Genomic DNA, 12,204 nt, shown 5'->3' with positions numbered 1-12,204 from the left:
AGGACGACCCACCGGCCCTGCGCGGTGTCGAGCCGCAGGGCGGGGTCCTCCCGGGACACGGGAACGGGGTCCACGCGCACATGGGACCACATCGGCGACGGGACCGGAAGCCGGGCCGCCCGGCCCGCGCCACGGCCCCGGCCGGTGCCCGGCTCAGGGCGTCGTCGACCCGCGGTCCCGGCGGACCTGCTCGAGCCGTCGCTCCCGCTCCCGGCGCAGCCGCAGCTGCGGGTCGTCCGACCCGAGCTGCGCGGGACCGAACACGCTCACCGCCGCGTAGCGGAACCGCCAGCCGATGCGGTAGCCCAGCGGCAGCGCCCGCCGCGACGTCCGGTCCATGTCGTCCTCCAGGTACTTCGTGCCCTCATGGTTCGTGGACGAACCTACCCGCGCGGACACGTAGGATGAATTCGTGGCCGACACGCACAGCCCGGGGACCCGGGGAGGGGCCGGCGGGGAGCCGCCCGCCGACCTGCTCGCGCTGGACCGTCAGGTGTGCTTCGCGCTCGCCGTGGCGAGCCGCAACGTCATCGCGCTCTACCGGCCGCTGCTGGAGCCGATGGGGATCACCCATCCGCAGTACCTCGTGATGCTGGCCCTCTGGGAGGAGTCGCCCCTCCGGGTCTCCGAGATCGCCCGACGGATCGGCCTCGAGCCGCCCACGCTGTCCCCGATCCTCAAGCGGCTGGAGGCGTCCGGGCTCGTCGTGCGCGAGCGGGACGCCCGCGACGACCGGGCGCTGGCCGTGCGGTTGACCCCCGAGGGGCGCAGGCTCCGGCGACGCGCGGAACGCATCCCCCCGGCGATCATCGACCGGCTCGGCCTGGACATCGCCGAGCTGGAGGAGACCCGGTCGCGGCTCGTGCGCCTCATCGAGGCCGCGGACCGCCACCCGGGGGACCGGCCCGGTCCGCCCACGACCGGACGCCCGGGTCGGGGAACCGGAGCAGCGCGGTGAGGGCCCCGACGACCACGACGGCCGCGAACGCGACGTCCAGGCCCCAGCGTCCGCTGAGGACCCCGGCGAGCGGCGCGCCCACCGCCTGCCCGACCGCGATGGCGAGGAACCCGGCGCCGACGCCGGCGGCCACCTCGTCCGGCCACACCCGGGTCGCGCCGACGAGCACGAGCCCGGTGAGCGCGACGTAGGACGCGCCGAAGACCGCGGCGGCGACGAAGGCCGGCACCCCGCCCGGCCGGAGCGCCAGCGCCACGGTACCGCCCGCCAGGCACAGCAGGAGCACCCCCAGGAGCGGGCGGCGCCGAGCCGCCGGGAGAGGTCCCCACCGAAGGCCGCGAGCGCTCCGGCCGCGCCGAGGACGACCCAGGGCAGCGCGGAGGCGGTCGCGCCCGCGCCGCCGCGGGTCTCGACGAGGTCCCTCCCGTAGGTCCACGTCGTCACGCTGACCAGGCCCATCCGGGTCAGGAACCCGCGGCGGAGCGTCCGGCCGAGGGGGGCACCGTGTCCTCGGGAGGGTCCTCCGTCCGGGTCAGCCGTTCCACCGCCTCCGCCATGTGGCGCTCGACGAAGCCGGCGGCCGCCCCGGCGTCGCCCTCGAGCAGGGCGTCGAGGAGCGGACGGTGCCGGTCGACGTTCATGTTGTGCAGGGCCCGCTCGGGGCCCGCGTGCATGATCGTCACGCGGACGTGGCCCGAGAGGAACTCCCACGCGTGCACGAGGGTGTCGTTGCCCGTGAGGCGGCACAGCTCGTGGTGGAACGCGAGGTCGGCCTCCGCCTGGTCCGCCAGGTTCCCTCGGGTGTCCTCCATCGCGGTGAGGAAGGTCTCGAGACGACCCACGAGCTCCTGACGGTCCGGCCGCGAGCACAGCTCGCGCGTGGCGAGCGCCTCGAGCGCGGCGCGGACGGAGAAGATCTCGCGGACCTCGGTCGCAGACACGCGCCGCACCGTCAGCCTCCCGTGGTGGGAGGTCACGAGGCCTTCCTGCTGGAGTGAGCGCAGTGCCTCTCGCAGGGTGCCGCGGCTGACCCCGAGGGCCGCGCTGAGCTCGGTCTCGACCAGTCGACCGCCGGGGGGGATGACACCCCCGGTGATCGCCGTCCGCAGACTCTTCAGCGCCTCCTCGCGCAGGGTCGTCCGTGCGAGAGGGGCCATCGAACTGGAGGTCTCGGGCTCGGCCACGCCGCCACTATCGCACGACGACGTCCGGCCGGCAGGCTGAGTGACTGTCTGTAGACATCCAACTGCTGACTGTTGACAATTATGGTCCGCGCATGAGCATACTGCTCCCACCGCTCAGGTGCGGCGGCCGACGACGACTGAACTTGGAGGAGCAATGACGCTCGACACCACCCGGCGTGGACTCATCACCGGAGGGGTCGGCGCGATCGCAGCCCTGGCCCTCGGCGCGTGCGGCTCCGGCTCCGGCTCGACCGGCGCCGACGAGTCCCGCTCGTGGATCCTGGGGCACGGCGCGGCGCCCGGCAATCCCCGGACCATCGCCGCGGATCAGTTCGCGAAGGCCGTGTCCGAAGGGAGTGCCGGCCGACTGACGGTCCAGGTGCAGGGGTCGGAGCAGCTGGGTTCCGACGCGCAGATGCTCCAGTCCGTCAAGACCGGGACACTGGCCTTCTCCGCCAACTCGCAAGGGCCGCTGAGCGCGGACGTCCCGCAGGTCGGGCTCATCGGTCTGCCGTTCCTCTTCGACGAGCCCGGGCAGGCCTACGAGGTGCTCGACGGCGAGGTCGGTGACCAGCTGGCCGCCGAGGCGGAGAAGAAGGGCTTCAAGGTCCTCGCGTGGTGGGACAACGGGATCCGTGACATCACGAACAACGCGCGTCCCATCAACTCGCCGGCGGACGTCGAGGGGCTGAAGATCCGGACGCCGGAGGACCCGATGACGGTCGACATCTTCTCGGCCCTCGGTGCCAACCCGACGCCGCTGGCCTTCGGTGAGCTCTACCTCGCGTTGCGGCAGGGCACGGTCGACGGTCAGGAGAACCCCCTGACGAACATCGCCTCCGCCAAGCTCGACGAGGTCCAGAAGTACCTGGCGCTCACCGGGCACAAGTACGAGGCCACCCCGTTCGTCATGAACCTCGGCGAGTGGGAGAAGCTCAGCGACGCCGACCAGCAGGTGGTCCTCCAGGCCGCCGAGGACGCTCGCGACGCCCAGCGGACGATGAACGACGAGCAGAACGCCCAGCTGCGCCAGGAGCTGGCCAACTCCATGACCGTCACGGAACCGGACAAGGAGGCGTTCCGTGAGGCGACCAAGGGTGTGTACGACAAGTACGGCCAGCAGTTCCCGGACCTGGTGAAGGCTCTGCAGGACGCGGCCGGGAGCGACGGCTGACGATGGGCGGCTCCACACCGGCCGCGGCCGGCCGTTCGTCGCACGCCGCCAGGGGGATCGGGGTCCTGGACCGGACGCTGGCCCTGGGCGCCGGAGCGGTGGCCGTCCTGTGCCTCGTCGTCATCGGGTCGACGTTGCTCGTCTCGGTGGTCCTGCGCTACGTCTCGGGATCGAGCCTGCCGTTCGCCACCGAGCTGCCCACCTACCTCTTCCCGTGGCTGGTCTGCGCGGGGATCGTCGCCGCTGCGGCGGTGGGCGGGCACCTCGCGGTGGACTACTTCGTCGAGCGCATGCCGACGCCGGCCCAGCGTGTCGTCCGCGTCCTCGGATGGACCGTCATCGCGGTGACCCTCGCGTACACGGCGTACCAGGCCCAGGTCCTCGCCGGCAGCTACGCCGGGCAGAGGACCCCGATCCTGGGATGGCCCGCGATGTACTCCTACCTCTCCTACCCCCTCGCCCTCGTCGCCCTCGCCCTCAACGCGCTCGGGCGGCTCCTCGCCACCGTGCTCGGCCTGCCCAAGCCCGCCGGGCTGTTCGCCGAGGACGACCCCGGAGTGGAGGTCGCGGCATGACCGCCGTCGTCATCGCCTTCGTCGTCTTCTTCGTCCTCGTCCTGCTCGAGGTCCCCGTCGCCTACAGCCTGCTCATCTCCTCGAGCGCGGCGGTCCTGCTGGCGAGCCCGGTCCCGATCGGGATCGTCGTCGAGCGCACGTTCGCGTCGACCCAGAGCTTCCTGCTCCTGGCCGTCCCCTTCTTCATCCTCGCCGGTGACCTGCTCGCGTCGGGGAAGCTGGGCAGACAGCTCGTCGACCTCGCCGCAGCCGTCGTCGGGCGCTTCAACGGCGGCCTGGGCCAGGCCTCGGTCGTCACGTCCATGGCCTTCGGCGGGGTCTCCGGCTCCGCGGTCGCGGACGCCTCGGGCATCGGCTCCGTCCTCATCCCCTGGCAGACCCGCGAGGGCTACCCCGCACGGTTCGCGGCCGCCGTCAACGCGGCCAGCTCGACCATCGGGGTCATCGTCCCGCCGTCCATCCCGATGATCGTGTACGCCTCCGTCGCCAACGTGTCGGTCGCCGGGCTGTTCATCGCGGGTATCGTCCCGGGCGTCCTCGTCGGCGTGAGCCAGCTCGCGATCTGCTGGTGGGTGGCGAAGCGCAACGGCTACCCCCGGCACCGTCAACCCTTCGACGGTGCTCGCCTCGTGAAGCAGGTGGGCCTGGCCCTGCCGGCGATCCTCATGCCGGTCCTCGTGATCGTCGCCCTCGTCGGGGGTGTCGCGACCGTGACCGAGGTGTCGGTCGTCGCGGCGGTCTACGCGCTCCTGCTGCGCGTCCTGGTCTACCGGGACCTCGGGCTGCCGCAGCTCCTGCGCATCCTGACCTCGACGGCGATGGCCACGGGCGTGGTCATGTGGCTGATCATGACCTCGACCGCGCTGGCCTGGCTGCTCACCGTGAGCCAGCTCCCGGCCCAGCTCGCGACCTGGTTCGCCTCGGCCGGGATCGGCCTCTTCGGGGTCGTCCTCTTCATGAACGTCGTGATGATCGTCGTCGGCATGTTCCTCGACATGCCGGCCGCCATCCTCCTGCTCGCTCCGGTCTTCATCCCCCTCGCGGACGCGGTCGGGCTGGGGCTGCTGCAGCTCGGCATCATCATGACGCTCAACCTCGCCCTCGGGCTGTTCACCCCGCCCGTCGGCACCACGCTCTACATCTCCACGGCCATCGCCAAGGAGAAGATCGAGAACGTCGCCAAGGCCCTCGTGCCCTTCTACGTCGCCGGCCTCGCGACGCTCCTCCTCGTCTCCTACGTCCCCGCCATCACCATCACGCCCTGACCGGGCACGGGTGCCGTCAGGGCGCCTCGTCGACCCCTTTTGAGGAGAACCATGTCCGCTTACCAGACGGACGTCGGCCCCCGGACCGCCGTCGTCACCGGAGTCGGGTCCCGCCGAGGCATCGGCTACGCCACGGCCAAGCGCTTCGCGGAGGAGGGCTGGGCCGTCGCCGGGCTGGACCTCGACACCGACGCGGTCACCGCCGCGATGGACCAGATCGGAACGGACCACGGTGTGCCCACCCTCGCCCACCGCGTGGACGTGACCGACGAGTCCTCGGTCCGAGAGGCCATGGGGTCGCTCCGGCAGTCCGACCTGCCCCCGCTGGGTGCCCTCGCGAACATCGCGGGCGTCCCCAGTCCCGTGCCGTTCCTCGAGGTCAGCGCCGAGCTCTGGCACCGCGTGCTCGACATCAACCTCACCGGCACCTTCCTCATGTGCCGGGAAGCGCTGCCCGCCATGATCGACGGGGGGTACGGGCGCATCGTCAACATGTCCTCGGTGTCCGCCCAGATGGGGGGAGGGGTTTTCTCCAAGACCCCCTACTCGGCCGCCAAGGCGGGGGTCCTGGGCCTGACCCGGTCGTTGGCGCGGGAGATGGCCGAGCACGGCATCACCGTCAACGCCGTGTCCCCGGGGATCGTCGACACCGACATCCGCGCCGGGGCGACCAACGAGGAGGACGAGGCCCGGCTCTCCGCCACGGTGCCCCTGCGGCGACAGGCGACCGCCGGGGACATCGCCGCGCTCGTCGTCTTCCTCAGCAGTGCGGACGCCGCCTACATCACGGGGGGCACGCACAACATCAACGGCGGCTCCTACATCGCATGAGCGGGCAGGAGGCCACGGTGAGCACGACTGCCGACCGGATCGGGATGTCCACGATCTCCTTCCGCTTCCGGCCGCTGCCGGAGGCCCTCGGCCTCATCGCGTCCCTGGGCGTCGTCGACATCGACCTGGGTGCGATCCCGGCGGTGACCGACCACGTCCCCGTGCCGTTCGACGGCTCGGTCGAGGCCGTCGTGGACCTCGTCGCCGAGCACGGGCTGAGCGTCGGCTCGGTGAACTCCGACATCGGTGACCTCAACGACCCCGGACGACGCACCGGGGACCTGCTGGCGACGGCGGAGCCGCTGCTGAGGCTCGCCGCGGGCACGGGCGGGGCACTCGTGGTCCCCTGCGGGGCTGCGCGCTACGAGCCGTTCATGGACGTCGGGAGCGACCTCGACCTCATCGCCACCCGTCTGCACGCCCTGGCGGCGCGGGCCGAGGCGCACGGGGTCCGCCTGCTCGTCGAGGTCCTGCACCATCGCCGGTTCGTGCACACCGTGGAGCGTGCCGACCGCGTGCTGGACAGCATCGGCCCCGACGTCTTCGGGCTCGTCTACGACGTGAGCCACGTCGTCGCGTCCGACGAGGACGAGGTCGCGTGGGCCCGCGCGGTGGCTCCGCGGGTCGAGAGGGTGCATCTGCGGGACGCCGTGCCCGGCGACCTGAACCGCGGGATCGGTCGCGGGCGGGTCGACTTCGCCGGGACCCTCGGCGCCCTCGAGCAGGCCGGCTACTCCGGGGGGTACGTGCTCGAGCTCGAGACGCACGACGTGGCGGAGGAGGACCGGCCTGCGGACGCGGCCCGCAGCCGGGCGCTCGTGCTGGACCTGCTGACGGCGAACGACGACTTGTCCCCGACGAGGAGCACGACATGACGCACCTGTACGACGACCCGGCCACCTTCGCGGACGACATGCTGGAGGGCTTCCTCGACGTCCACTCCGGACGGGTGGTCGGGGTCCCCGGAGGCGTGGTCCGCGCCACCGACACTGCTCCGGGCAAGGTGGCCGTGGTCGTCGGCGGCGGGTCCGGGCACTACCCGGCGTTCTGCGGGGTCGTCGGTCCGGGCCTGGCCGACGGCGCCGTCGTCGGCAACATCTTCACGAGCCCGTCGACGGAGGACGCCTACCACGTGGGCAAGGCGGCGCTGTCCGACGCCGGCCTCCTGTTCGTCACCGGCAACTACGCAGGTGACGTCATGAACTTCGACCTCGCACGTGACCGGCTGGTCCGCGAGGGGTACGAGACCCGGACGCTCTACGTCACGGACGACGTCGCCAGCGCGCCACCGCACGACGTGGCGAAGCGGCGCGGCATCGCCGGGGACCTCGTCGTCTTCAAGGTCGCGGGCGCCGCGGCCGAGGAAGGGCTCTCGCTCGACGAGGTCGAGCGGCTGGCACGGCACGCCAACGACCGCACGCGCACCATGGGTGTGGGCCTCGCCGGCTGCACGATGCCCGGTGCGCACGAGCCGCTCTTCACGGTCGAGCCCGGGACCATGGGCGTCGGGCTGGGGATCCACGGCGAGCCGGGGATCGCCACCGAGGAGCTGCCGCGGGCGCAGGTGCTCGCCGCCATGCTCGTCGACCGTGTCCTCGCGGAGGCACCGGAGGACTCGACCCGACGGGTCGGTGCCATCCTCAACGGGCTGGGTGCGACGAAGTACGAGGAGCTGTTCGTCGTGTGGCGCACCGCGGCCCGCCTCCTCCGCGAGCGGGGCTGGACGATCGTCGAACCCGAGGTCGGCGAGCTCGTGACGAGCCTGGACATGGCCGGGATCTCGCTCACCCTCGTGTTCCTCGACGACGAGCTCGAACCGCGGTGGACGGCGGCGGCGGACACGCCCGCGTACCGCAAGGGCCCAGCGAGGCCGGTCGTCGGCCCGCGGCGCGGGACCGTCAGCGCGCAGGACCTGGCGCCGGAGATCCCCGCCTCCTCCGCGGGGTCCCGGGACGTCGCGGTCGTGGCGACCCGGGTGCTCGACCGCATGCGCGAGGCGCTCGTCGAGGCCGAGGGGGACCTCGGCCGGCTGGACTCGGTCGCCGGGGACGGCGACCACGGCCGCGGCATGGTCAAGGGTGTCACCGCGGCCTGCGCGGCGGCGCACTCGGCGGTGGACCGGGGAGCCGGGGTGTCGACGCTCCTCGCCCTGGCCGGACGGGCCTGGGCCGCGCAGGCCGGAGGGACCTCCGGTGTCCTCTGGGGTGCCGCCCTGGAGGCAGGAGGGTCGGTGCTGGGGGACGACCGCACGGTCGACGGGCGCGTGCTCGCGCAGGCGGTGCGCGCGGGCGTCGACCGGCTCCGTGAGCTCGGCGGCGCGGACGTCGGGGACAAGACGATGCTCGACGCCCTCGTCCCGCTCGCCGACGCCTTCGAGGACGGCCTCGCCGGGCAGAGGCGGGCGCTCGACGCCTGGCGGGACGCCTGTACCCGCGCCGACGAGGCCGCGCGCGCGACCGCCGGGCTCCGACCGCAGGTGGGGCGTGCACGTCCCCTCGCCGAGCGCAGTGTCGGGACTCCCGATCCCGGGGCGGTCTCGCTCGTGCTCTGCGCGCGAACCCTGACCCACGCCGTCGCGGACGACTCCGCGGCCGGACGATGACCCCTCTCGGAAGGACGGACACCATGACCGACACCTGGCGGATCGTCGTCGGCTCCGACGACGCCGGCCTCGACTACAAGGAGACGCTCAAGCGGGACCTGGAGGAGGACCCGCGGGTCCGTGAGGTGGTCGACGTCGGCGTCGGGTCGGACCAGCACACCGCCTACCCGCACGTGGCGGTGGAGGCCGCCCGCCGCATCGCCACGGGGGACGCCGACCGGGCGCTCCTCGTGTGCGGCACCGGGCTCGGCGTCGCCATCAGCGCCAACAAGGTCTCCGGGGTGCGGGCGGTGACGGCGCACGACAGCTTCTCCGTGGAACGCTCGGTGCTCAGCAACGACGCGCAGGTGCTGTGTCTCGGGCAGCGGGTCATCGGGGTGGAGCTCGCGCGCCGCCTGGTGCGTGAGTGGCTCGGGTACGTCTACGACCCGTCCTCACCCAGCGCCGAGAAGGTCGCTGCCATCGACGGCTACGACGAGGAGCGTGCGTCGTGCTGACGTCCAGGACGCCGACGACGCGGACGAGGGACACGGCCGTCGCCGCCTGCCGTGAGGCGGCCCACCGGATCCGGATGGGTGTCCTCGTCCAGGGCGAGGCGCAGGGGGAGGGGTACGTCGCGCAGGGCCTGGGGGCCGCCGACATCCTCGCGGTCGCCTACACGCACCTGTTGCGCCTGCGTCCGCAGGACCCGGACTGGCCGGACAGGGACCGCTTCCTGCTCTCGACGGGGCACTACGCCCTGCTGCTCTACTCGGCACTCGCCGAGGCCGGCACCATCCCGGTGGAGGAGCTGAGGACGTATGCCGCGGACGGCTCCCGCCTACCGATGTCGGCGATGTCGACGTACACCCCGGGCGTCGAGATCTCGGGCGGGTCCCTCGGCCACGGTCTCGGTCTCGCCGTCGGTACGGCCCTCGGCCAGCGGCTCCAGGCTCGTCCGAGCCGGACCGTCGTCCTCTTCAGCGACGGTGAGCTCGACGAGGGGTCGACGTGGGAGGCCGCCATGGCCGCGTCGTCGCACCGGACCGGCGACCTGCTCGCCTTCGTCGACATGAACGGCATGCAGGCCGACGGCCCGACCCGCGAGGTCCTCGACGTCGACGACCAGGTGGCGCGGTGGGAGTCGTTCGGATGGCGGGCCACACGCGTGGACGGCAACGACGTCGGGGCGCTCGTCGACGTCGTCGGGCTCGCGGCGTCGCGGATGACGCCCGTGGGGGTCCCGCAGATCGTGCTGTGCGACACCCGCCTCGGCGCCGGCGTCCCCATGCTCGAGAGTCGGGAGAAGCTGCATTTCATGAAGATCGCCGAGGACGAGTGGCCTCGGTGCATGCGACAGCTCACCGAGCAGCACGAGGGAGGACGGCGATGAGCGCCTCGACGCCCCAGCGGTCCGCCGCCATGATCGCGTCCATCGCCGACGACGGTGTCCCCACGACGCAGGCGCCGTTCGGGCACGCACTCGCCGAGCTGGCCGAGCGGGACGAGCGCGTCGTGGGCCTGACCGCGGACCTCGGCAAGTACACGGACATGCACGTCTTCGCCGCGGCGCACCCCTCACGCTTCGTGCAGGTCGGCATGGCCGAGCAGGCGCTGATGACCGTCGCCGCGGGCATGGCGACGACCGGCCTGGTCCCGTTCGCGTCCACGTACTCGGTCTTCGCGACGCGCCGTGCCTACGACTTCATCGCGCTCGACATCGCCGAACCGCAGCTGAACGTCACCATCGTCGGCGGACTTCCGGGACTCACGACCGGGTACGGACCCTCGCACCAGGCGACGGAGGACGTCGCCATCCTGCGGGGGATCCCCGGCCTGGTCATCGTCGACCCCGCGGACGCGGTGGACGTCGAGCAGGCGGTCCCGGCGCTCGCGGCGGCACCGGGGCCCGCGTACCTGAGGTTGCTGCGCGGCGCGGTCCCGCGCGTCCTGGACCGGTACGACTACCGGTTCGAGATCGGCCGCGCGGCCGTCGTCAGGCCGGGGAACGACGTCGTGCTCGTCAGCTCGGGCCTGATGACCATGCGGGCGCTGCTGGCCGCGGAACGACTGTCGGAGCACCACGTCGACGTGTCGGTCGTGCACTGCGCGACGCTCAAGCCGTTCGACGAGGAGACGGTCCTGCGGGAGATCGACGGTCCCCGGCTCCCGCTGACGCTGGAGAACCACTCCGTCGTCGGGGGCCTGTTCGAGACGGTCGCGTCGGCCATGGTCCGGCGAGGGGTGTCGGTGCCCCTGCGTCCGGTCGCGCTGCCGGACGAGTTCCTCGACGCAGGCGCCCTCCCGACGCTGCACGACCGGTACGGGCTGTCGACCGACGCGGTCGTGACGCGGGTCCTCACCGAGCTGGGCCGGGGGTAGGGCGCGCGCCGGCCCGGGGCCGACGGCGCTCGCGTTCGCCGGACCGGTCGGCAGCCCACTGCGACCAGCAAACCGTGCTCGACCCCGACTGCTCGTCGCGCTCACGTCCTGGCGGCGAGGACCGGTCCGCCGACGACGGGCTCGTCGCGGGCAGAGAGGTCAGGCGTTCCGGAGGGGCCGTCCGCTCGAGGCCCGGGGGATGAGGGTCGGGAGTGCACGCCGCACCGGGTCCGGGGCGTCCGGGGTCAGCAGCAGCTCCATCGCCGTCGTGGCGATCTGGTCGAAGGGCACCCGGACGGAGGTGATCGGCACGGACAGGGTGGCGACGACGGGGGTGTCGTTGTAGCCCACCAGGGCGAGGTCGCGGCCGAGCCGGAGGCCGCGCCGGTGCGCCACCGCGAGGACCCCGAGGGCCAGGTTGTCGTTCGCGGCGAAGACCGCCGTGGGCGCCTCGGAGCCGGTGAGCAGCGACTCGGCGGCCGCGATCCCGTGCTCGGTCCGGTAGCCCTCGCCCACCACCCAGTCCTGCGGGATGTCCACGCCGGCCTCGTCGAGTGCCCGGCGGGCACCGTCGAGCCGGCCGCGTGCGCTCGAGGCGAACATCGGCCCTGTGACCAGGGCGATCCGCTCGTGTCCCAGGTCGAGCAGGTGGCGGACCGCGAGGTAGCCGCCGACCTCGTCGTCCCCGACCGACGACGGGCTGGTGCCGTCGGTCCGGATGACGAGCGCGTGCGGCACGCCGGCCGCCCGCAGCCGTCCCGGCAGCTCGTCGCCGAGCCGCACCGAGGCCAGCACGAGCCCGTCGACGTTCCGTCCGAGGAGGGTGTCGACGGCCTCCTGCTCGCCCTCGGGCTCGTCCCCGCTGGTCGTGACGATGGCGAAGTGGCCCCGGGCGCGGGCGGCCCGTTCCAGGGCCTCGTAGACCATGGCCATCACGGCGTCGGTGAGCCGAGGGACGACGACCCCGATGGTTCCCGTGGTACCCCGGCGCAGCCCGGACGCGAAGGTGTTGCGGCGGTAGCCGAGCCGGTCGGCCACCTCCCGCACGCGGACGGCGGTGGCCGAGCGTGAGCGGGGTGCCCGGTCGTCCAGGACCCGGCTCACGGTCGAGACGCTGACACCTGCCGCACCGGCCACGTCTCGCAGCGTCACCGTTCCCCGCGTCGGAGGGTCCTCGGCGGACCCCGTGGGCCGCGTGCCGGACGAGTCGGTCCACATGCCTTGACAGTACCGGGTGGGCAGGCCATCCTTGCA

General features: G+C 72.9%; 14 protein-coding genes. 10 read left to right on the top strand and 4 right to left on the bottom strand.

The genetic code is table 11. The features are described 5' to 3' along the window. Positions 1-153: 153 nt before the first annotated feature. Positions 154-339 (bottom strand): hypothetical protein, encoded by a 186-nt coding sequence (locus EPD83_RS09405; protein ID WP_128365267.1) that lies wholly within the window; start codon positions 337-339, stop codon positions 154-156. A 73-nt stretch (positions 340-412) separates the two neighbouring features. Between EPD83_RS09405 and EPD83_RS09400 the strand changes: the two genes are divergently transcribed. Next, a complete protein-coding gene (locus tag EPD83_RS09400) occupies positions 413-958 on the top strand; it encodes a MarR family winged helix-turn-helix transcriptional regulator (protein ID WP_235950728.1) in 546 nt (181 codons plus the stop codon). On the opposite strand, the gene EPD83_RS09395 is transcribed toward EPD83_RS09400, so the two are convergent. Both EPD83_RS09395 and EPD83_RS09390 read right to left on the bottom strand, forming a co-directional pair. After that, on the bottom strand, positions 870-1,244 hold the full coding sequence (locus EPD83_RS09395; protein WP_128365266.1) for a hypothetical protein: 375 nt from the start codon (positions 1,242-1,244) through the stop codon (positions 870-872). The two genes, EPD83_RS09400 and EPD83_RS09395, sit on opposite strands and share 89 nt — an antisense overlap. 178 nt (positions 1,245-1,422) lie before the next feature. Continuing rightward, positions 1,423-2,142 (bottom strand): GntR family transcriptional regulator, encoded by a 720-nt coding sequence (locus EPD83_RS09390; RefSeq protein ID WP_235950447.1) that lies wholly within the window; start codon positions 2,140-2,142, stop codon positions 1,423-1,425. A 154-nt stretch (positions 2,143-2,296) separates the two neighbouring features. Between EPD83_RS09390 and EPD83_RS09385 the strand changes: the two genes are divergently transcribed. From EPD83_RS09385 to EPD83_RS09345, 9 genes are read left to right on the top strand one after another with little or no spacing between them, the layout of a single operon-like run. Beyond that, a complete protein-coding gene (locus EPD83_RS09385; RefSeq protein WP_128365264.1) occupies positions 2,297-3,316 on the top strand; it encodes a DctP family TRAP transporter solute-binding subunit in 1,020 nt (339 codons plus the stop codon). A gap of 2 nt (positions 3,317-3,318) precedes the next feature. Beyond that, positions 3,319-3,891, top strand: a complete 573-nt coding sequence (locus EPD83_RS09380) for a TRAP transporter small permease (RefSeq protein WP_128365263.1) — start codon at positions 3,319-3,321, stop codon at positions 3,889-3,891. After that, positions 3,888-5,156 (top strand): TRAP transporter large permease, encoded by a 1,269-nt coding sequence (locus EPD83_RS09375; protein ID WP_128365262.1) that lies wholly within the window; start codon positions 3,888-3,890, stop codon positions 5,154-5,156. The genes EPD83_RS09380 and EPD83_RS09375 overlap by 4 nt, the downstream gene beginning before the upstream one ends. 51 nt (positions 5,157-5,207) lie before the next feature. Next, positions 5,208-5,987: an SDR family NAD(P)-dependent oxidoreductase gene (locus EPD83_RS09370; RefSeq protein ID WP_128365261.1), complete on the top strand. Its 780-nt coding sequence runs from the start codon at positions 5,208-5,210 to the stop codon at positions 5,985-5,987. Positions 5,988-6,004: 17 nt separating this feature from the next. Then, a complete protein-coding gene (locus EPD83_RS09365) occupies positions 6,005-6,862 on the top strand; it encodes a sugar phosphate isomerase/epimerase family protein (protein ID WP_205859482.1) in 858 nt (285 codons plus the stop codon). Further along, entirely contained in the window at positions 6,859-8,589 is a 1,731-nt protein-coding gene (locus EPD83_RS09360; protein WP_128365259.1) for a dihydroxyacetone kinase family protein, read from the top strand. The genes EPD83_RS09365 and EPD83_RS09360 overlap by 4 nt, the downstream gene beginning before the upstream one ends. Before the next feature lie 23 nt (positions 8,590-8,612). After that, on the top strand, positions 8,613-9,086 hold the full coding sequence (locus EPD83_RS09355) for a ribose-5-phosphate isomerase (RefSeq protein ID WP_128365258.1): 474 nt from the start codon (positions 8,613-8,615) through the stop codon (positions 9,084-9,086). Further along, positions 9,080-9,961, top strand: coding sequence for a transketolase (locus tag EPD83_RS09350; protein WP_128365257.1), 882 nt, complete (start codon positions 9,080-9,082; stop codon positions 9,959-9,961). The genes EPD83_RS09355 and EPD83_RS09350 overlap by 7 nt, the downstream gene beginning before the upstream one ends. Then, positions 9,958-10,950, top strand: a complete 993-nt coding sequence (locus tag EPD83_RS09345) for a transketolase family protein (RefSeq protein WP_128365256.1) — start codon at positions 9,958-9,960, stop codon at positions 10,948-10,950. Before EPD83_RS09350 ends, EPD83_RS09345 begins: the two co-directional genes overlap by 4 nt. A 159-nt stretch (positions 10,951-11,109) precedes the next feature. On the opposite strand, the gene EPD83_RS09340 is transcribed toward EPD83_RS09345, so the two are convergent. Further along, the gene (locus EPD83_RS09340) at positions 11,110-12,168 is read right to left on the bottom strand and encodes a LacI family DNA-binding transcriptional regulator (RefSeq protein WP_128365255.1); all 1,059 of its coding nucleotides are present in this window, start codon (positions 12,166-12,168) and stop codon (positions 11,110-11,112) included. Positions 12,169-12,204 lie beyond the last annotated feature (36 nt).

Source organism: Phycicoccus flavus, from assembly GCF_004025965.2.
Classification (GTDB): Bacteria; Actinomycetota; Actinomycetes; order Actinomycetales; family Dermatophilaceae; genus Phycicoccus; species Phycicoccus flavus.
The sequence above is the reverse complement of the archived record's forward strand: the minus strand, read 5'-3'. Positions and strand labels throughout refer to the sequence as shown.